Here is a 20,529-nt window from a genome sequence, read left to right as displayed (position 1 = left end):
AGAAACCAACTAGCTGAGCCCCTCTTCCCGCCCCGGTCACCACACTGTGTAAGAAAGAAACAAACCCCATGTCAAAGCGCATCGATGTAGAAAACCTCAACGTCTACTACGGCGACTTCCTGGCCGTCGAAGACGTCAATATGGAAATCGAGCCCCGCACAGTCACCGCCTTCATCGGCCCATCAGGTTGCGGCAAATCCACCTTTCTCCGCACCCTCAACCGCATGCACGAGGTAATCCCCGGCGCCCGCGTCGAAGGTAAGGTCCTGCTCGACGGCGACGACCTCTACGGCAAGGGCGTTGACCCCGTCGTCGTCCGCTCCCAGGTAGGTATGGTTTTCCAGCGGCCTAACCCCTTCCCCACCATGTCCATCCGCGAGAATGTGCTGGCCGGCGTCCGCCTCAACAACCGCAAGATCTCTAAGACCGACGCCGATGAGCTGGTCGAATCCTCCCTCCGCGGCGCCAACCTCTGGAACGAGGTCAAGGACCGCCTCGACAAGCCCGGCTCCGGCCTCTCCGGTGGCCAGCAGCAGCGACTCTGCATCGCCCGTTCCATCGCCGTCAAGCCCGACGTGATTCTCATGGACGAGCCCTGCTCCGCCCTCGACCCCATCTCAACCCTGGCCGTTGAAGACCTCATTAACGAACTCAAAGAGAACTTCACCGTCGTCATCGTTACCCACAATATGCAGCAGGCAGCCCGCGTCTCAGACAAGACCGCATTCTTCAACATCGCAGGCACCGGCAAACCCGGCAAGCTCATCGAGTACGCCCCCACCCAGGAAATCTTCAACAACCCCAGCCAGAAGGCCACCGAAGACTACGTCTCCGGCCGCTTCGGCTAAGCCCACCCCGCTAGGAGCCTCCCCCTAGCCACCCGCCCACCGCGGGCCGCCACCTTCCCCCGGCCAACCAAGCTGACGGGCCGGGGGAAACCATGGGAAGGTGCGTGCCGCAGGAGCCCTGCTGACGCTGACACAGCAGAAAACTCCCGGCACACAAAACCTGCCCTCCCGGTATCAGGAACCGGGAGGGCAGGTTTTCTACTTCTTATGAGGGGTTACTCGCCGCGCATCTTACGGCGCATCCAACCGCGGAAGGTCGCGTTTTCTTCAGCCTCAATCAAGGAGTCCTCAAGCTCAGCGTTCTTTCGCTCCAGCTCAGCAGCCCGAGCCTGGGCCTGGTCCCGCTGCAAGAGACGCTGGTAGTCCCAGGAAAGGGCCCGGTCGGTTTCAGCGCTTGCCATCGCTGCGGCCAGAGAAAGCTCAGCGATATCTTCGCGCACCAGCAGGTTGGTGATATTCCATTCGCCGGTGAAGATTGTGGGGGTGTTATCGAGGTCGCGGACGGCCTGGCCCGACTGGGCATTGCCGGTCAGCAGAACCTGGGTTACGGCATCCCACCAGGCGCTGGAGAAGCTACGGAGCTCTTCAACGCGGGTCAGCAGGGTTTCTGATAGCTCATTGCGGAGCTGGATAACCTCGTGCAGGGCCTCTGCCGGTGCATCTGAGTTCAGCAGGGACAGCGGAATCGCGTAGTTCTCGGCCCCGTACTGCTCCATCATGCCGCGAACCCGCATATCGGTGAAGGCATCGGGAAGCAGGGCTACAAAGGGCACACCCGCTGAGAGGGAGAAAACGCCGGGGTGGTAGCGCGTGGAGAAAGTAATGAAGGCCCCGCGGTGAACCTGAACCGCGTCGTCCGTATGGACCACGGGCAGCTGCACCGGGTCAGAGAACATGTGGGAGGCAATCTCTGCGTGGGTGTCGACGTCGTGGCCTCCCTCGAGGGGGACGCCCATGTGGGGCAGGAAGACGGTGCGCAGGCCGTAGTCGCGGTACATGTCATCGAGCAGCTGGCCTACGGTGCGGGCCTGACCGGGGTTCAGGCCGGAGAAGGTGGCGCAGATGTAGTGCTCAGGCAAATCGACGGTTGGACGGCCGGGCAGGGAGCGCTTCTGGTGGGTGTAGAAGGTGGCGTCGTCAACAATATGGTTGGCGGTGATACCGCGGCCCTGGGCCCAGGCGTGGGAGGACTTTTCCCGCATACCAACAAGCTGGGCAGCTGAGAGCATGTTCTGCAGGGTTTCTGCGTCTGCCTCGGTGAGGACGGGGCCAACCGACTGGCCGGAGATAACCAGGGGGATTCCGTGGACCTGGGCGATGAGGGCGTAGGCGGCCCGTTCGTAGAGGAGCCAGCCGTAGGTGGAGTTCATATTGCCGCCACCGGCAATGACGATACCGTCCATATCGGCTACGGCACGGACGAACTCGGTGATTTCGTCGCGGGCGGTTTCACCGGCGAGGTGGGCCCGGACTTCTTCTAGATAGATTTCACGTTCGGCCGGGGGCCAGGGGAATTCTAGGGTTTTAAGGTAGCTGGAGGCGGTGCCGATGTACTGCTGGGAGTGTTCAATGCTTCGGGTGGCAATGACGACGTCGTAGCCGCGGCGGGTGAGTTCCGTGGCGGTTGCGATGCCCATGGCTTCGTCGCCAACGTGGTAGACCGGCTGCCCAAGGTCTGCAAGCACAAGAATGCGAGGCATGTTTAGCGGGTTCCTTTCACAAAGCGGGAGAGGCGCGATTTAAGCGAGAGCGCCTTCTCGATGCGTTCGAGCCGCTCTGAGGTGGTGCGAGTGGTTTTTTCTATTAAGTCTAGTTTGGCATTGATCGCGGCTAGTTCTTCGAGAACACGGTGGGTTAGGTCAATATTGTGACCCACACTGCCATCTACCTGGTTGGTGAGGTGGGCTTGGAAGAGGTAGGGGCCGAGGGATCCTCCGGCGGCGAGGTGGTCGCGAATAGCTTGGGCCCGAACCTTGCCGTCGTAGATACCGTGCAGGATTTTTCCGGCGTGAACGGAGTTGGCGTTGCTACCTTCTGTTTGGTCAGGGCGCTGGGACCAGTGGGCGAGATTTTGGTCGATGAAGGCGATGGGGTAGCGGGAGGCTACGCGGAGGTTGAATTCCCAGTCTCCAACGACCGGGAGATCTTCGTTGTAGTAGCCGAGTTCATCGTGGAGGGTGCGGCGGTGAAGGATTGAGATGGGAACAGCGCGGTTGATGCGGGCAAGGTCCTGGAAGGTGATGTCGTTGAGGAATCCCCAGAAGGGGCGGGAGTCGATGAACTCGAAGGTGCCGTCATCGGTGATGCGTTCGAAGTATTCGTCGGTACGGACGGTGACCATCTGGCCTTGGGTTTCTTCGAGGTGGCTGACGGTGGTTTCGAGGAAGGTGGGTTCCCAGAGATCGTCATCGTCGTGGATGGCGATGTAGGTTGAGTCGGTGGCTTGTATGCCCTGGTTGGAGGCTGCCTCCATGCCACGGGAGGTTTCGTTGTGGATAACTTGCACATGGGTGAGGCCGGTGCTTGCAGCAAGGGTCGCGTCGACGGTGGATGCCTGGCCGCCGTCATTGACGACTACAACGGTGTAATCGGTATAGGTTTGGGCGGCTATGTTGCGCAGGGCCCGTTCGAGGAAGAGGGGGCGGTCTTTGGTTCGAACGATGATGGCGACTGTGGACATGGTGCTCTCTCGGTGGGGCCGGGGTCAAGGGGTCTGTACCCAATATAGCGAATGTGCAGGGGTAGCGGGCTAGAGCAGGGGGGATAGGGCGAGGAAGAGAATGGCGGAGAGGGCGAAGCAGGCAGGCATGGTGATAAGCCAGGTGAGGACGATCCGGAGCACGATTTTGTGGCGGACGGAGGCGAAGCGCTGGTTGAGGCCTGAACCGAGGACAGCTGAGGCGGCCAGGTGGGAGGAGGAAACCGGGGTGTTGAGGAAGAACTGGAGGAGGACGAGGGCCATGGCGGTTGAGCTCTGGGCGATGGCGCCTCGGAAGGGGTCGACTTTGACCATTTGGTGGGCGAAGGTGTAGCCGATGCGGGCGCTGCCGCGGGCGGTGCCGAGGCCGAGGATGAAGGCTAGGAAGATGGCGGAGATGACGTAGGTGCTGGCGCTGACGTGGACGCCGGCGGCGAGGAGGAGAACGGCGTAGATGACGATGGCGCGTTGGCCGGTTTGGATGCCGTGGACGAAGGAGATGAGGGAGTTTGCGATGGAGAGGATGTTGCGGGAGGCCCGGTTGACGGCGGCGGGGTAGGAGCGCAAGAGGATCCGGTAGAAGGGGAAGACGGTGAGCCAGGCGATGACGAAGAGGAGGAGGGGGGCAATGATGAGGGGGGCAACGATGAAGGTGGTGAGGGGCTCTGAGAAGGGGTTGTAGCTGCCGAGGTTGGTGGTTTGGGCAGCCCAGGCTGCTCCGGCGAGGCCGCCGATGAGGGCATGGGTCGATGAGGAGGGCATACGGTACCACCAGGTGAGGAGCCCCCAGATGAAGCAGGCGAGCAGGGCGGTGAGAACCATGCCGAGGCCTATGGTGTTGTGGGGGACGGTAAGCCAGTGGGTGGTGACGGATCCGAGGGCAAGCCCTGTGATGGCCATGCCGAGGAAGTTGAAGAGGGCGCTGGTGCGGAGGGCGATGCGGGGGGTAAGGGCCCGGGTCTTGACGGGGATTGCGGTGGCGTTGGCTGCGTCGTGGAAGCCGGTGACGAAGGTGAAGCCGATGAGGGCTAGGCAGCTGAGGATAAAGAGGAGCAGGGCCACGTTTAGGATTCCTGCACGATGATTCGGCCGATTTCGGTGGCTAGGGTGCGCATGGCTTCGGAGGCTTCGATGAGTTTGTGGACGAAGCGGGTGGTTTGGAGGTAGCGGGTTTGTTTGTAACGGCTGAGGATGTCGGCGTCGTATTCTTCAGCGATGCGTACGGCCTGTTTGGTGATACGGAGCATGGTGATCCAGTAGTCGTCGAGGTCGCGGAGGTTACTGAGTTTGGGGATGGTTTCAGTGGTCAGGACGGCCTGGCGCTGGATGAGATCGAGTAGGGTGGCGGCGCGGGGGGAGAAGCGCACAATCTTGTTGAGGTAGAGGATGTTGGCCGCTGAGGTGAGTTTTTCGACGACGCCGCCGAGGGAGACAGCCAGGGTGTAGATGTCTTCGCGGGGGATGGGGGTTGAAAAGGAGCTGCGCACGGCTGTCATGGTGGTGTGGAGCATGTCCAGGGTTTCAGCTTCGTGGGTGAGGATGCGCTCGAGTAGGGTTTCGTAGCGGTCTTCTGGGGAACCGACCATTTCGGAGAGGAGGGCTGCTGCCCCTGACACCTGCTCTGAGAGCCCGGCGAGGGCTGAGAGGGAGGTGTTTTCTTGGGGGAACATGCGCTGGAGCATGGCCGGATATCTCCTTGAATCGTGGGTGGTATGGCTAGGGGCCATGGTATCGCGTTAAGGTAAACGCGGGAGCTGGGCCGGGTGTTTGTTAAGGACGAAGACGCCGGGCTTACCTGCCCTCGATGAGGTAGGGCGGTACCCGGCGTCTACGGTGTGAAGTTTAGGGATGCCAGGCTGGGAGCGCCTCTCGGCGGAAGGCCGCTCGAAGCGGCTAAAGATTTGGAGCCCGGGGCTACCTATTAGCAGCCTGACATCTTGCTTCCTATCATTCTCCTGTTGGGGTGGGATGTCAACCCTGGAAGTGGAATTTCTTGGTCGGTTAGATTTTTCTGGGGGACGTGTGGTTGACGTGGGCGGATGTCTCATATTCTGACAATTTCTGTAAAAATTTTGAACAAAATCCGGGTTGAGTATTGACCTACATGTGTGACATGGGCCATGGTTGAAGGACTCGTAGTTTTATTGGTACACACCACCACGGATCACTTGGATAAAGGAAATCCTTCAATGACGAAAAAGTACACACCCAAGAAGGTAGCCCGCAGCGGTGCGGCCTCCCTGCTTGGCCTCGGTATGGTTCTTTCGATGGGCCTACCCGCGGCTAACTCCCTGACCGATGCTGACCTGTTCCATAGTGCTACTCAGGCCATGAGCGAACAGGTGCTCACTCCTTCCATGAAGGCAGCTCAGGGTACCGTCAGCGTATTTGTTCAGTTCAAGGGTAAGGGTGCCTATGAGAGCACCCAGCCCGCCGCCGTCCTGCAGGGTAAGCAGGCCCCCGTTGAAGCCCAGGCTGAAGTCCAGGCTATTGCCGCAGCCGTTGAACGTCAGGGGCAGGCCGTTGCAGCTGAAACCGGTTCAAACGTCCTTTACACCGCCCATAACTCCGTCCGCGGTGTAGCAATTCGCGGTGATGCTGAGAAGATTCGTGAACTGGCTTCTCGCAGCGATGTTGTCATGATTTCCCCCATCGTCTCGAAGACCCCGTCCAACACCGGCACCGTCATCGATACCCAGGCCATCACCAGCTGGCAGCAGACCGGTTACACCGGTAAGGGCGTCAAAATCGCCATTATCGACACCGGCGTTGACTACACCCACACCCAATTTGGTGGCCCCGGTACCGCTGAAGCCTACGAAAAGGCTTCTAAGCTGACCGAGATGCCCGCTGCTGATTCAGGTCTGTACGATCCTGAAAAGTACCTCGGTGGTTATGACCTGGCCGGTGATAACTACGACGCAGCTAGCGATGCAGCAGACGCCCTGCCCCAGCCTGACGGCAACCCGCTTGACTGCCGCTTTGCTGGTCACGGTACCCATGTTGCAGGTACTGCAGCAGGCTACGCCGTCAACGCTGACGGCAGCACCTTCAAGGGCGATTACACCAAGATCACCGAAGATGAGATGAAGGGCATGAAGATTGGTGCAGGTTCAGCACCTGGCGCCCAGATTGTTGACTTCCGTGTCTTCGGTTGTGGCGGCTCAACCGACCTGACCGGCCAGGCCCTCGACCGCTCCTTGGACCCCAACAACGACGGCAAGTACGACGACCGAGTTGACGTCGTTAACATGTCCCTGGGTTCTGACTACGGTGCTACCGACGACCCCGAAAACGTCATTGTTGATGCCCTGACCCGCCAGGGTATCCTCTCTGTGGCAGCTGCCGGTAACTCCCGCGCCGCTAACGGTAACGGCGATACCTACTCTATTTCCGGTAACCCGGCCAATGCCCGTTCAGCCCTGGCCGTTGCCAACTCCATCGGCTCTACCGCCGCTATTGACAAGGCTAAGGTTCATTCCCCTGCAGGTCTTGCCGGTGACCTCAACGGTGACTACTCAGTCAGCTTCGACTACTCAGCTGCTACCCCTGAGCAGCTGATTGGTGAGGTCGTCAAGAGCACCCCCGAGAACCCCTTCGGCTGTGATGCCTACCCCGAGGGCACCGACTTCGGTGGTAAGTGGGTCTTCATCGACTGGACCGATAACTTTGAAACCTTCCCCTGTGGCTCGGCCGTCCGCTTCAATAATATTGAAAAGGCCGGCGGTAAGGGCGTGATCCTCGCCTCCAACCTGAATTACGAGACCGTCGGTATTGCAGGTAACCGCACCATCCCCGGCGTCCGTCTGGTTGCTCAGGATGCTGAAAAGGTTCGCGCCGCTCTCGATGCCGGTGAAGAAGTCAAGATTGAGCTGAAGAACGAATGGATTTCCTCCGTTCTGGTTGAGCATGGCCTCTTTGACCAGGTCAATGAATCAACCGGTCGTGGTGTTCACGGCACCGTTGGCTACACCAAGCCGGACGTCGCCGCCCCCGGTACCGGTATCGGTTCAGCTGCCGTTGCTGGCGGCTCCGAAAAGGCTGTCATGTCAGGTACCTCCATGGCTTCTCCCCACGTTGCAGGTGTTGCAGCCCTGGTCTACGAAGCCAACCAGAGCTACTCAGCTCCCCAGGTCAAGGCAGCTATCATGAACTCTGCTGTTCATGACCTGACGACTGAGGACGGCGCAGTTCACTCCGTAGAACGCGTTGGCGCCGGCCGTGTTGACGCCCTGAAGGCCGTCAACCAGAAGGTTCTAACCTACAGCGCTGACCACCCCGACCAGGTTTCAGAAAGCTTTGGCGTGGTTGAAGTCCTGCCCAATGCAGGCGTTCAGACCTATGTCCGGAACCTGACTGTTGATAATTCAGACAATAAGGCCCACACCTACAAGGTATCTTTTGCGGCATCATCAGATATTCCCGGTGTTGAGGTGTCAGCCCCCGAGACCGTGACCGTTGAGGCCGGTGGCAAGACCACCTTCGCCGTTACCGTCACTGTTGATCCCTCCAAACTGGAAAAGAAGCTAGAAGCAGCTAGCTCAGCCCAGCAGCTGGGCTATGACCGCCAGTACCTGAGCATCGAATCCGGCCGTCTGTTGCTGACTGAGAATGGCAGCGAGATGCGTCTGCCCCTGCAGATTGCCCCCAAGCCGGTATCAGATATGAAGGCTGCCGCAAGCACCATCGAATTCGGGGAGTACAGCCTCAAGAACACCATTGACCTTGAAGGCACTGCCGTTGACCAGGGCGGCTACAAGTCCCTGGTTGGCGCCTTCGAACTCGGTGCAGTGTCTGACCGTTTCAAGACCTCCAGCCTGGGGGCTGCTACCAGCCAGCGGGTTGACCTCCAGTACGTCGGTGCTTCGACCAACGTCCCTGCCCTGCAGGCCGCTGGCGGCGATGTCGCCAAGGACGGCATGATGAGCATCGGTGTTTCTACCTGGTCCAACTGGGAGAACCTCACCAACCCCACCAGCATTGAAGTTGCCTTCGATGTTGACGGTAATAACCGGGCAGACTACTACGTCTACACCAACCGTGTCGCCGGCCTAGACTACCCCGTTGCAACCCTGGTTGGTTACGTCAACGGCCAGCTGACTGCCCTGGACCACCAGCCCATCAACGGAGCTTTCGGCAGTGTTGACACCAACACCTTCGACAGCAACGTCCTCACCCTGCCGGTCCAGCTGTCCAAGATGGGTATTACTGCTGATAACGCAGGCGACCTGCGCTACATGGTAGATACCTACTCCTGGTACGAGAACGGCCACACCGACTCAACTGACTGGGTTTCCTTCAACCCCCACAACCCCAACCTGTGGTTCGAAGGCACTGCCTCTGACGCAGCAGGCCTGTTCGTTGACGCCCCCGATGCTGATATCACGATCAACCGTGGCAACGTCAACGTCCGGGATGCCAAGGCCCTGCTCCTGCACATGCACAATGGCACCGGTGACCTGAGCGGCACCAAGACTGGTGAAGACGGCGGCAAGGCTGAAATCGTATCACTGGTTCAGGAAGAAAAGATTCAGAATCCCCGCTTCCACGATGTCACTCCTGATGATCAGTTCTACAAGGAAATCGCTTGGCTGGCTGAACGCGGCATCACCACCGGTTACCCCGATGGTACCTTCAAGCCCCTGGCTAACGTAGAGCGTGGCGCTATGGCTGCCTTCTTCTACCGCCTGGCAGGTAGCCCCCAGTTCACTGCCCCGAGCGAATCCCCCTTCAAGGACGTAGCTACTGACCACCAGTTCTACAAGGAAATCGCCTGGATGCACGCTTCCGGTATCAGCACCGGCTGGGCAGACGGTACCTTCCGTCCCCACGATCCTGTCAACCGTGACGCTATGGCTGCCTTCTTCTACCGTTACGCAGGTGAGCCTGAATATGTAGCACCCCAGGACGGCAAGTTCTCTGACGTTGCCCCTGACTCTCAGTTCTACAAGGAAATCTCCTGGCTGGCTGAGTCTGGCGTAACTACCGGTTGGGCTGACGGCACTTTCCGTCCCGTTACCCCCATTGCCCGTGATGCAATGGCTGCCTTCCTCTACCGCTTCGATCAGAATGTTTCTCCCCGCTAAGACCGGTGGTGAAAACTTCATGGGGGTCTTGGAGTTAGGTTTCTAGCAAGACCCATCGGAGTAAAGCCCGGCCCCTCTTCCAGCTGGAAGAGGGGCCGGGCTTTTGATTTTAGGCCCGTACTAGTCGAGTATTCCGGCCCGCCAGTGTTCTGCGGCGGTGTCGAGTTCGCGGGCTGTGCCGGTGAGCTTTCGGGCAGCTGCGCGGAGGCGGGCGGCCCGGGTGGCTGCTTCGTCACGGACTTCAAGGGACGGCAGGTGGCGGCCCGGGGCCTCCTGGTGGTGGCCGCGGGGGTCAAGGGTGCTACCATGCCGCAGTTCCAGGGCGACGTCGTCCTGCCCCAGGGCAAGTACCCGACAGAAGGCGGCAAAACGGTTGAGGGCTACGTCGAAGTCGCCGGTGTAGGCGCCGGCTAGGATTTCGTCGACGGTAGCGGCAATTTCGTCGGCGGTCGGTGGGGTCGGGACGCCGGCGAGGGCCTGGGAGAGCAGGGACGAGTGCATGCCGCGTTCGTAGTAGTGGCTCATGAGCTGGGCGTTGGCGCGAATGACGCCGCGCAGGGCGTAGATACGCCAGAGGGCACCGGCGGTTGTGACAGGGGCTGCCTGGGACCAGAGTTCGGCGACGGCTTCTATACCGAATTCGTCGGTGTAGTGCACCAGGCGTTTGGTGACGGAGGGGTCTTCGTTGGCTCGTCCACGGGCGAGGATGGCCCGGGCAGAGGCTTGGGCTGCCGCGGCGAGATCTTCAGGGCTGCCAGCCCCCTGGTAGCGTTCAAACTTTTCGGTGGAGAGGCGGACGGGGCGGTGAAAGCGGGCGTCAGATGGCATGCCTACCAGTGTAGAACTGCCGGAGTGCTCAGCGGAAGGCTATGCGCTGAGAGGTAAAACTCGGGTGCGGGTGATGATGCTGGTGAGGAGCAGTGCTGCGATGGTTCCTGCCAGGGTTTGGCCTGCCAGGACGGCGATTTGGAGCTGGGCGGCGAGCAGGGGAGAGGCTCCGCCCATGAGGGCGCCGACGAAAGTTCCGGGCAGGGTGACGAGGCCGGTGGCCCGGGTCTGGTCTAGCCCGGGGGTAAGGGCCTCGGTGATGGCGGCTTTGGTGATGTCGCGGAAGGCGACCGGGGAGGTGGCTCCCAGGGCTAACCAGGCCTCAATCTCCCCCTGGCGGGCAGTGGTGAGGGTGGTGAAGTTGCGTGCTGTGAGGGTTGTGATGGTCATGGTTCCGCCGATGATGATTCCTGCAACAGCTACCAGGTTTTGGGTGGAGTAGGGCACCAAGCCCAGGGCGAAAATCAGCAGGACAGCAAGGAGGGCACCTACAGTGATGGAGAGAGCGGTTGCTGCCAGGCCCCGGTGGAGCTGTTTGCTGTGCTTACCGGAGGTGATGGTGGCGGTGGTGAGCATGAGGGCTATGAAGAGCACCAGAGCCCAGGGGGCGGCCAGAATGCCCTGTAAGAGGAGGGCAATGACGGCAAGCTGGAGGCAGGCCCGCAGAATGGAGATATAAGGCTGCCAGTAAAGCTGAATCTTTTGGGCAGCGAGCAGGGCTGTGGTGAGGCCGACGAAGAGCAGCAGGGCTGCGGCGTAGTGGGTGAGGGGGCTGTGCAGGAGTGCGTTCACACTGCTATTAGAGCACGGTAATGGGGCGGACGCTTGCCGCGGCCGGGTTTTTGGAGCTTTGCGTCACGGGGGTGTATAGTGGAAGACGCTGAGTTTACTCAGTGGATGCGCCTTTAGCTCAGTTGGTAGAGCATCGGACTTTTAATCCGTGGGTCGTGGGTTCGAGCCCCACAGGGCGCACTATTAGGACTACCTTTGTGATACAAATGCACGAAGGTAGTCCTTTTTCATTTCCAGCGTCTCACCCCACAACGAAGCTCTGAAAGTACTGGTCAGAGTAGATTTCTAGACTTTTGTGTTGAGTGTGGTGTCGCTGGTGACGCGGGTTCGACACCCACTGGGTCTAGTTGCGACTCAGGCAGCAAAAAGGCCAAAACCCCGTGAAGGGACTGATGGCCAGAATAGTTTCTGGTCGACTGACCTGTTCACTAGATGCCGTTCTTGAATTCGACCTTTACTTATGCAGTCATGCTCTGGTGTATGAGTACATGTGCACATTTGTGATTTGGTTTCATGTAGCAGTTAAATGCGTTTTTAGACTTTGCGCTTCTTAATCGTTTTCTTGAGCCAAATGATGGTTGAGAGGATGTAAATCAACCATTAGTACTTGGGTTTTTATGCAAAGATTTGAGTGCGATTTGAACCCCTTGGGTTCCGCGTTTTAACTGGTATTTCGCGGGATTTGAGGGGTTCAGTGTTTCTCAGTAGTCGCATTGCGGTCGCCGCCCATGGGATATTCTGCGACCGCGGCTTGGAGTGCACCACGTGTAACGTTGGGTCGGGACGCTCAATCCTTTCGAGCGACAAACACCATGAGTGGTTGACCTGGGCCGCCAGTAAAGGGCTCCCTCGACCAGTTCCGGTAAGTGCAAACGTTAGTGAGTCCAGCACGGTTTAGATCTGCAAGGATCTGCTGGTGGCTTCGGAACTGCAGTTCCTGCTTGACCTCAACGATATCTCCATCGTCAGGCCACTCGTTTCTGATGTGCATGACGACACGACCCGTGACATCGGGCCCTTCAATTGAGCACGACTCGACGAGCCTGCCGTCCGCCGTGTCCCGTTCTGAACCGGTATCGCTCCAGTTGCGCCATGCAGATGCCTCGGGATTGCGTGACTCGAAGGCGACTACTCCGCGCTCGGTTAGTCCTGCGGCGATGCTGGCCAGGGTTTCGGGCCAGTCTTCAAGGATGTGCATGGCAACGTTTCCGCTCATGATGATCACGTCAGCACTTCGAGGTTCGATGGTGGCAGCTGTCCCTTCAAGCCAAGTGACTGTGTCCCCGCCGGGACGGGACCGCGCGAAGTCGAGCATATCTTTCGAAGGGTCGATCCCTAGCACCTTGCGTCCTGGCTGAGCAAGTGTAACGGTGAGGATACCGGTGCCGCACCCAAGATCCACCACTCGTGGGGCTTCGACTTCGTTTACGAGTTCACGGAAAAAGTCGTGATCTGCTCCGTCGGGGTTATCCACGTCGTATAGGCGGACTAAGCGAGGATTACTGTAGGGCATGATGTCATTTTAGTAGACATGGATCCAATCTTATGAAGGTGGTCGTTGTATCACTTACAGAGAGTGGATCACAATACCCAAACGTGAGAAGTCCGGGAGTACTGCGTTACCTAGCCACCGCTGGATTGCACCGACGACGCCTGGAACCTACTCGTCGACTACGCGATTGTCACGAGCACCGGTGACATGGCTTTAGTGTTCGAGGACGGTTTGTAAGGATAGAATCGAATCGGTGTGCTAGGCCGAATCGGTGAACACATCAGCACCGAAAACCATGACTGCTTTATGCACGCGCTCGTTATCGTCGCCTCAGTGGTATTTGCGCCCACCCCGATTTAAATTGCACCCACCTGGCTCCTTGTATCAAAAGTTGCGTATAGAGAACTGTCTAAATCCCGTTTCAGCTGTTGGCTGGGGCGGGATTTTTGTCTGCCCTCGGGTGTGAGCCAGAAGTCTTCATGTGAGTCAGTAGTGCTCACACCTGTAGTGCCCACCGGAGCGCCTTCTTGAAAGGTCATTGGTGCAGTTCTGCAACATTTGGTAATACTTTCAATGTAAAGTTTATTAATGGTGGTGGGAGGAGTAGTGTTGGCTGTATCAGAACAAGAACTCTTCGAAGGAGAAGACCACCATGTCACGCGAATTCAAAACCGTAGCTGTTCTCGGTACCGGCGTCCTGGGCTCACAAATCATCATGCAGGCAGCCTGGCACGGCAAGAAGGTATTTGCCTACGATCCCTTCCCCGAAGCCCTCGAAAAACTAACCGACCGCTGGGCCTGGATCCGTCAGGGCTACGAACAAGACCTTCCCGACTACACCCCCGAAAAGTTCGACCAAGCCATCGCCCGTATTACCCCTACCAGCGACCTGAAGGAAGCTGTAGGCGACGTTGATATCGTCATCGAGGCTGTGCCTGAAAACCTCGACCTCAAGCGCGAAACCTGGGCTAAGGTAGGGGAGCTGGCTGACGAGCGCACCCTGCTTGCCACCAACACCTCATCCCTGCTGCCCTCTAACTTCGCAGACGCCAGCGGCCACACCGACCGCTTCCTGGCTATCCACTATGCCAACCGCGTCTGGATCCGCAACACCGCAGAGATTATGGGTACCGCCGCAACCGACGAAGAGAATATCAAGGACGCCATCCGCTACGCCGAAGAAACCGGCATGGTTCCCGTCTACGTCCGCAAGGAGCAGCCCGGCTACCTGCTGAACTCCCTGCTCATTCCCTGGCTCGATGCCGGTGCCAAGCTCTACGTCAATGGCGTAGGCACCCCCGAGGAAATCGATAAGGCTTGGACTATCGCCACCGGTACCGAGTTCGGCCCCTTCGCCGCCTACGACACTGTGGGCTTCAACGTCGCCTCCCATATTGCCTCCGTGAGTGAGGACGCCACCGTCCGCGAGTTCGGTGCCAAGCTCAAGGAAGCCCTCGACGCTGGCTTCAGCGGTGTTGCCGACCGCAAGGGTTTCTACCTCTACGACGAGGACGGCAACATCACCGGGGCCAACGACTACTGGACCGAAAACTTCGGCCAGTAACCTCAAACCCCTCTTCTCTACGCAAACTGCCCGGGAAGTCCAGCCATAGGACCTCCCGGGCAGCTTTTTGTGCTGGACTCAGTTGACCGTACGGTTAGCGTTCAACCGGACGCAGCCCGGCAGGGTCCTCTGCACCCCACTCAGCCCAGGAGCCGTCGTAGACAGCGAGCTCGGTATAGCCAGAGACATAAGCTGCCAGGGCGTCAATGCAGGCGGTGACACCAGAACCACAGGAGAAAATGAGGGTTTCGGCTTCCCCAGCCACAGCGTCAACGGCAGCCTTGACCTCCTCGGGGGAGCGGAAGCGTCCTCGTTCATCGAGCAGGGAGGTGAAGGGCAGATTGACCGAACCGGGGATATGGCCGGCGCGAAGACCAGGACGGGGCTCGGGGGCAGTACCGGCAAAACGTTCGGCGCTACGGGCGTCAATGACAGCCGCGTCCTGACGCTCGGCAAAGGCCTTGGTGGTTAGGGCGTCCACAAAGAGCCCGCGATCCTCAGCCACAAAGGAGCCGGGGCTGAAGGGGCCCTCGTTGAGGGGGAGCTGGCTGAACCCGGCTGCCTCCCAGGCGGGCAGGCCACCGTCAAGGACGGCCACGTTATCGTGTCCCATAGCCACAAACATAAACCAGCCGCGAGCGGCAGAAAACATGCCCTGGCGGTCATAGACCACGATGGCGGAATCCTTGCTAATGCCCAGGGCACGCACCTGAGCTTCAAAGTCCTCGGCCTCCAGCATGGTGTGCACCCCCTCGGGGGCACTGAATTCGCCGTCAATATCGAAGCGGCGGGCCCCCGGAATACCCGTACTTGCCCCGGCAAACTCGCCCACTGAGGCGTCCAAAATAACTAGGTTCGGGGCAGCGATATTGGCCGAGAGCCACTGGGCACCCACAATGGGAAAGCGCAGGTCAAGGCGGTGGGAAGAAGTAGTCACAGGCGTCCTTTCGTCAAAAACTCTTACACCCCATGCTACCGACCCTTCTCACCTGCTGGCAGACCCCTGCACCTGCCTACTGCCCTCAACTAGACTTAGATACAAGAAATCAACCCCAGTACCCCGTCCTTCAAGGAAAACTATGCCTATCAACAACGCAGAGCGCGTCACCATTCTGACGACCGGTGGAACCTTCGATAAGGTCTACTCGGTAGCCGGTGAGCTTGAAATTGGTGAACCCTCAGTACCTGAGCTACTGAGCTTTGTACTGACGGACACCGCTTTTGACGTCCAGAGCGTGCTCAAGCTCGACAGCCTGGACATGGTGGATTCCGACCGGGCTACCCTGACCCAGGCCCTCAACGCAGTCACCAACGACCGCGTCATCATCACCCACGGTACCGACACCATGCCCGAAACCGCCCGATACCTAGAGGCCCACGCCGACCTGGGCGAGAAGGTCGTAGTGCTCACCGGGGCCATGCAACCGGCCTCCATGCGCAAGTCCGATGCCAGCTTCAACCTGGGAGCCGCCGTCGCCGCCCTCAACCTGCTTGAGCCCGGCGTCTACATCTCCATGAGCGGCCGAATCTTCCCGGCCTCCGCGGTGAAGAAAGACCGCGCTCGCGGTATCTTCGAGATCGCCTAACCCTATATTTTAGGACGGCCCCGCCCCGGCTTCCGGCCTGATTGGCCCGGTCGACGGCGGGGCTGTTGCGCCTTCTCAGGGGAAACTAGCAGTTAGCGAAACACCTGGTGAGCCGCGCCACTGGCCTGTAGGCTTAAAGAACACCACCATTTTCGATTGTGAAGGAGCACAGCCATGAGTGAGCCCACCGGCAACTACCAGCAGCCCGCACAGAACCAGCCGCCTGCCTACCCCAACCAGCCCCAGCCCCCGGCCTATTCCGCAGCACAAGGCGGGGCATACGCGTCCTACGCCCAGGCCTATGGCCAGGGCCTGCCCAGTCACATGGAGGCCCCCGAGAAACCCCAGGCCCTCAAAACCGCGATGATGATTCAGTACATCATGCTGGGGGTCGGCCTGCTTGCAGCGGTCTTGAACGCTATTTTCGCCAAGGAACTCCTGGCCGTGCAAAACGGTGTGACAGAGATGCTGCTCGGCAGCTCGACCATGCCTGGCGCTGACGCCCAGGAGGCACAGGCTGAGTTGCTGAATTCCTCGGGCGCGATGGCTGTCATCATGGCTTTGGCTATCGGTTTCTCGCTGGTGTGGTTAGGCCTCCAGCTGCTGTTCATTATTTTTATGGGTAAGGGGCGAAACTGGGCCCGTATTGTGCTGACCATCTTCGCGGGTTTCAGCGTCTTGAGCCTGCTCGATATTATCGGCTACTTCGTGGCCTTCCATTGGGTCATGCTGTTTAGCCCCCTCAACGCTATCTTGGCGATTGTTTTCTTGGTTTTTGCCTGGAAGCGCCCTGTTAGCGAATACATGCGTAACACTGTGGCCTACCGTCAGTGGCAGCTGCAGCGGTCCTACATGGGCCAGTAAGAAACCCAGTCGATGGCAGAAAGTCCCCTCAGAGCCGAAGCCCGGCAGCTACTGATTCAGCTGACCGGCACCCCCTCCGCTGATTTTCACCCCGGCCAGTTTGAGGCCATTGAGGCCCTGGTTGAGCACCGGCGCCGGGCCCTAGTCATCCAGCGGACGGGCTGGGGCAAGTCTGCCGTCTACTTCCTCTCTGCCCTGCTGTTGCGCCGACGCGGAAGCGGGCCTGCCCTCATCGTCTCGCCCCTACTGGCCCTGATGCGCGACCAGGTGGAGGCCGCTGCCCGCGCTGGAGTTCGGGCAGCTATGGTCAACTCCTCCAATGTCACAGAATGGGAGGACGTCCGCGCCCGCCTGATAGCCGGGGAGATCGACGTTCTGCTGGTGGGCCCCGAACGCCTCAACAACCCTGCCTTCCGTAGCGAGTGGTTGCCAGACCTCGTCCGCAATCTCGGGCTACTGGTGATTGACGAAGCCCACTGTATCTCCGACTGGGGCCACGATTTCCGCCCCGATTACCGGAGGATCCGCGACCTCATCGCCGGGCTGCCTCCGCAGGTTCCGGTGCTGGCCACCACCGCTACCGCCAACGAGCGGGTAGTGCAGGACGTGACCGAGCAGCTGGGCACCGGCAAGCCGGGGGTAGAAGACGGGGGAGTCTTCCTGCTGCGCGGGGCCCTGTCCCGCGACTCGCTTCGGCTGGGCGTCCTAACCCTGCCAACAGCTGCCGACCGTCTAGGCTGGCTAGCGACCCATTTAGGGAGTCTGCCCGGCTCAGGTATCATCTACACCCTGACCGTTTCAGCCGCCGAAGATACCGCCACCGCCCTGCGCTCTGCAGGCTACGATGTACGCTCCTACACCGGTAAAACCGACCCCGATGAGCGCCGTGACGCTGAAAACGCCCTCAAAGAAAACCGGGTTAAAGCCCTGGTTGCAACCAGCGCCCTGGGCATGGGCTTTGACAAACCCGATCTGGGATTTGTGGTCCACCTGGGGGCCCCATCCAGCGCGGTGGCCTACTACCAGCAGGTGGGTCGAGCCGGCCGCGGGGCAATCAAGGCCGATGTCCTCCTGCTTCCCGGCAGCGAAGACCGCGAGATTTGGGAGTATTTCGCCTCAGCTTCCATGCCCACCCAGGCCAATACAAGTGCTGTGTTAGCGGCCCTCGCCGAGGCGACCGCGTCCGGCCAAGAACTTAGCGTGCCAGCCCTTGAAACCCGGGTGGATATCCGCCGTTCCTCCCTAGACTTGCTCCTCAAAGTGCTGGCTGTTGAAGGGGCGGTAGAACGCGGCTCCCGCGGCTGGGTAGCCACCGGCTCCCCGTGGCACTATGACGCCCCGCGCTATGAGCGCGTCGCCCAAGCCCGCCTCAAGGAGCAGGAAGCCATGCTGGCCTACCAGGTCACAGGCACCTGCCGCATGGTCTTCCTCGCCCGCGAACTGGACGACACCACCGCCCAACCCTGCGGAATCTGCGACGTCTGCACCGGGCCCTGGTACCCCGCCGGCTTCGACGCCCACCTGACCGAGCTGGCTGGCTCCGCCCTTGCCCGTGTGGGGGTGCCCATTGAACCGCGTGGCATGTGGCCCAGCGGCCTTGACCAGATCCTTCCCCACGCTGTGCACGAGATAACCGGCAAGCCCCTGCGCGGCAAAATTGCGGCCGAAGAGCGGGCTGAAGAAGGACGGGCCCTCGCCCGCCTCACCGACCTTGGCTGGGGCAACCGCTTGCGCGAAATTTTTGCCCCCGGCCCTGAGGGGGCACCTGTGGACGGCCCCGTCCCGGCTGATCTGGGCCGGGCCAGCGTGCAGGTGCTAGCCGAATGGGACTGGGCAGAGCGCCCGGTTGCAGTTATCGGCCTGCCCTCCCCGGTCCGTCCGCAGCTGGCCTCGTCCCTGGCACGGGGGCTCGCCGCTGCCGGCCGCCTCACCGACCTCGGTGACCTTGAGCTGGAAACAACCCCAGCCCACTTTGGAGGTAACAGCGTTTTCCGGTGCGCAGGTGTCTTGAAGGCCTACCGGCTTCCCTTGGCCGCCACCGATTACCTTGCCGCCCACCCCGGCCCCGTCCTGCTGGTCACCGACCGTATAGACTCCCGCTGGTCCACCACCGTCACAGCCCGGGCCCTGCGGGCAGCCGGGGCAACAGCCGTCCTGCCCTACGCCCTGGCCCTCACCAACTAGGCTGAACCCGTTAGCTCCTGCCCCCTACCGCAAAGAACCATGCCCCGACCCACCTTCACCGACCGGCCCCGAAACCCCTACCATGAAGAACTCATGGGTCTTGCCCTTGAGCAGGCCCACCGTGCCTTGGCAAGCGAAGACGTCCCTATCGGGGCTGTTGTCGTCGACGCGGACGGGCAGGTCATTGGGCGCGGGTATAACCGCCGGGAAGCTGACTTCGACCCCACCGCCCACGCCGAAGTTCTTGCAATCCGACAAGCCGCAGAGCACCTGGGAACCTGGCGGCTTGACGGCTGCACCCTCGTCGTCACCCTTGAACCCTGCCTCATGTGCGCAGGGGCGATTCTTCTCGCCAGGATTCCCACCCTGGTCATGGGGGCCTGGGAACCCAAAACCGGGGCTGTAGGTAGCGTCTACGATGTGTTGAGGGACCGCAAGGTCAACCACTGGGTTGAGGTCTACCCCCGGGTGCGCGAAGAAGACTGCGCTGCCCTGCTTACAGAGTTCTTCAAAAAACACCGGTAAATCAAAACGCGCCCCAGAACCCGGGTGAAAGTTCTAGCAGACGGCCACATCATCATGTATCTTTGAAAAAGCATTGTGATTTCTTCAAATAAACGAGGGGAGTGGCGTGGTCCAACTGCAGATGGAGTCCGTAATTTACGCCCACCAAACACCCGTTGCCGCAGCTGCAACCCGTCGCCCCGGCAGAACCAATAAAACCCAGCTGAAACTCTTCGAAGCCGCCATGGACATCATGAGCGAAGGCGGCCCCCTGGCTACCACTGTCGAAGACATCGCAGAACGCGCCGGAGTCTCCAAGGGCACCGTCTACTACAACTTTGGTTCCAAGAAAACCATGATCGACCAGCTACTCCAGTACGGGGCTAAGCTGCTCCTTGCTGAAATGTCGGTTGCAAGCCAGGACGACGACCCCCGCCTGGCCGTCCACGGGGCCCTTCGCGCGGCAATCCGCTACATCAGATCCCACCCTGGCTTTGCCCGCCTCTGGGTCTCAGAACTCTGGCAGGGCATCGAAGACTGGTCAGCAACCACCGCCCAGATTCGCACCGACATCATCCTCTTCCTGCGCGAACTCATCGTCCGCCTGTCCGATAAATACTCGGTGCGTTCTGAGTGCAAGCCTGAGGATCTTGCCATCATTATTTTCGGTGCGGTCTTTATGCTCTCCATGGATGAAACCCGCTCCGGCCCCCACCGTAGCGACTCTGAGGCAGCTGACATCGCTATGCTCACGATCGATGGCTACATCATCGCAGAAGCCTAACTGCCCCTCTTGCTGCCTGGCGGAACCAGCTGGGCGGCTCCGTCCAGCCCCTGAAAACCCGGGCTGGTTGGGGTTCTTCCGGCCCCTTGGGTTGCAGCGGATAAGTTGAGGCAGGTAGGTAACTAGGGTAGACTTTTCACGTTTGGTGACGTGTCCGAGCGGCCGAAGGTGCAACACTCGAAATGTTGTGTACGGTAACCCCGTACCGAGGGTTCAAATCCCTCCGTCACCGCCACAGGAAAAAACCCGTTTCCCCTAGTGAAAGCTAGGTGAGACGGGTTTTTTCATGCCCAAAAATG

At 59.9% G+C, this 20,529-nt stretch carries 16 protein-coding genes and 2 tRNA genes; 10 read left to right on the top strand and 8 right to left on the bottom strand.

Going from position 1 to position 20,529, the window contains the following annotated elements; all coding sequences use genetic code 11:
- Nucleotides 1-68 precede the first annotated feature (68 nt).
- On the top strand, nucleotides 69-848 hold the full coding sequence (gene pstB / locus ACMXX3_RS04715; RefSeq protein WP_421083605.1) for a phosphate ABC transporter ATP-binding protein PstB: 780 nt from the start codon (nucleotides 69-71) through the stop codon (nucleotides 846-848).
- Between the two features lie 215 nt (nucleotides 849-1,063).
- Here the strand turns inward: pstB and ACMXX3_RS04710 are convergent, their stop codons facing one another.
- From ACMXX3_RS04710 to ACMXX3_RS04695, 4 genes are all read right to left on the bottom strand, one after another.
- On the bottom strand, nucleotides 1,064-2,548 hold the full coding sequence (locus ACMXX3_RS04710; RefSeq protein WP_421083604.1) for a polysaccharide pyruvyl transferase family protein: 1,485 nt from the start codon (nucleotides 2,546-2,548) through the stop codon (nucleotides 1,064-1,066).
- A 2-nt stretch (nucleotides 2,549-2,550) separates the two neighbouring features.
- Nucleotides 2,551-3,528: a glycosyltransferase family 2 protein gene (locus ACMXX3_RS04705; RefSeq protein ID WP_421083603.1), complete on the bottom strand. Its 978-nt coding sequence runs from the start codon at nucleotides 3,526-3,528 to the stop codon at nucleotides 2,551-2,553.
- 69 nt (nucleotides 3,529-3,597) lie between these two features.
- Nucleotides 3,598-4,608, bottom strand: coding sequence for an inorganic phosphate transporter (locus ACMXX3_RS04700; protein WP_421083602.1), 1,011 nt, complete (start codon nucleotides 4,606-4,608; stop codon nucleotides 3,598-3,600).
- A 2-nt stretch (nucleotides 4,609-4,610) separates the two neighbouring features.
- A complete protein-coding gene (locus ACMXX3_RS04695; RefSeq protein WP_421083601.1) occupies nucleotides 4,611-5,228 on the bottom strand; it encodes a DUF47 domain-containing protein in 618 nt (205 codons plus the stop codon).
- A gap of 507 nt (nucleotides 5,229-5,735) precedes the next feature.
- Between ACMXX3_RS04695 and ACMXX3_RS04690 the strand changes: the two genes are divergently transcribed.
- Nucleotides 5,736-9,632, top strand: a complete 3,897-nt coding sequence (locus ACMXX3_RS04690) for a S8 family serine peptidase (RefSeq protein ID WP_421083600.1) — start codon at nucleotides 5,736-5,738, stop codon at nucleotides 9,630-9,632.
- Between the two features lie 120 nt (nucleotides 9,633-9,752).
- On the opposite strand, the gene ACMXX3_RS04685 is transcribed toward ACMXX3_RS04690, so the two are convergent.
- Together ACMXX3_RS04685 and ACMXX3_RS04680 are read right to left on the bottom strand one after the other, a co-directional pair.
- Complete coding sequence (locus tag ACMXX3_RS04685; protein ID WP_421083599.1) at nucleotides 9,753-10,460, bottom strand: hypothetical protein; 708 nt, start codon at nucleotides 10,458-10,460, stop codon at nucleotides 9,753-9,755.
- 39 nt (nucleotides 10,461-10,499) lie between these two features.
- Entirely contained in the window at nucleotides 10,500-11,252 is a 753-nt protein-coding gene (locus tag ACMXX3_RS04680) for an ABC transporter permease (protein ID WP_421083598.1), read from the bottom strand.
- 107 nt (nucleotides 11,253-11,359) lie between these two features.
- Between ACMXX3_RS04680 and ACMXX3_RS04675 the strand changes: the two genes are divergently transcribed.
- Nucleotides 11,360-11,432, top strand: a tRNA-Lys gene (locus tag ACMXX3_RS04675).
- A gap of 607 nt (nucleotides 11,433-12,039) precedes the next feature.
- Here the strand turns inward: ACMXX3_RS04675 and ACMXX3_RS04670 are convergent.
- Complete coding sequence (locus tag ACMXX3_RS04670; RefSeq protein ID WP_421083597.1) at nucleotides 12,040-12,726, bottom strand: class I SAM-dependent methyltransferase; 687 nt, start codon at nucleotides 12,724-12,726, stop codon at nucleotides 12,040-12,042.
- 670 nt (nucleotides 12,727-13,396) lie between these two features.
- Between ACMXX3_RS04670 and ACMXX3_RS04665 the strand changes: the two genes are divergently transcribed.
- Nucleotides 13,397-14,308, top strand: coding sequence for a 3-hydroxyacyl-CoA dehydrogenase NAD-binding domain-containing protein (locus ACMXX3_RS04665; RefSeq protein ID WP_421083596.1), 912 nt, complete (start codon nucleotides 13,397-13,399; stop codon nucleotides 14,306-14,308).
- Nucleotides 14,309-14,402: 94 nt separating this feature from the next.
- On the opposite strand, the gene ACMXX3_RS04660 is transcribed toward ACMXX3_RS04665, so the two are convergent.
- Nucleotides 14,403-15,245, bottom strand: a complete 843-nt coding sequence (locus tag ACMXX3_RS04660; protein ID WP_421083595.1) for a sulfurtransferase — start codon at nucleotides 15,243-15,245, stop codon at nucleotides 14,403-14,405.
- A 142-nt stretch (nucleotides 15,246-15,387) separates the two neighbouring features.
- On the opposite strand from ACMXX3_RS04660, the gene ACMXX3_RS04655 reads away from it, so the two are divergent.
- From ACMXX3_RS04655 to ACMXX3_RS04630, 6 genes are all read left to right on the top strand, one after another.
- Entirely contained in the window at nucleotides 15,388-15,894 is a 507-nt protein-coding gene (locus tag ACMXX3_RS04655; RefSeq protein ID WP_421083594.1) for an asparaginase domain-containing protein, read from the top strand.
- Between the two features lie 174 nt (nucleotides 15,895-16,068).
- The gene (locus tag ACMXX3_RS04650; RefSeq protein ID WP_421083593.1) at nucleotides 16,069-16,758 is read left to right on the top strand and encodes a hypothetical protein; all 690 of its coding nucleotides are present in this window, start codon (nucleotides 16,069-16,071) and stop codon (nucleotides 16,756-16,758) included.
- Nucleotides 16,759-16,770: 12 nt separating this feature from the next.
- A complete protein-coding gene (locus tag ACMXX3_RS04645) occupies nucleotides 16,771-18,942 on the top strand; it encodes a RecQ family ATP-dependent DNA helicase (RefSeq protein WP_421083592.1) in 2,172 nt (723 codons plus the stop codon).
- Between the two features lie 39 nt (nucleotides 18,943-18,981).
- Nucleotides 18,982-19,467 carry a tRNA adenosine(34) deaminase TadA gene (gene tadA / locus ACMXX3_RS04640; RefSeq protein ID WP_421083591.1) on the top strand — a complete coding sequence of 162 codons (486 nt, stop codon included), beginning with the start codon at nucleotides 18,982-18,984 and terminating at the stop codon, nucleotides 19,465-19,467.
- A 106-nt stretch (nucleotides 19,468-19,573) separates the two neighbouring features.
- Complete coding sequence (locus ACMXX3_RS04635) at nucleotides 19,574-20,230, top strand: TetR/AcrR family transcriptional regulator (RefSeq protein ID WP_421083590.1); 657 nt, start codon at nucleotides 19,574-19,576, stop codon at nucleotides 20,228-20,230.
- Between the two features lie 144 nt (nucleotides 20,231-20,374).
- A tRNA-Ser gene (locus ACMXX3_RS04630) sits at nucleotides 20,375-20,465 on the top strand.
- Nucleotides 20,466-20,529 lie beyond the last annotated feature (64 nt).

The sequence above is a fragment of the Rothia nasimurium genome (assembly GCF_049068285.1).
Lineage (GTDB): Bacteria > Actinomycetota > Actinomycetes > Actinomycetales > Micrococcaceae > Rothia > Rothia nasimurium_I.
This window is presented reverse-complemented; position numbering and strand designations above follow the sequence as displayed.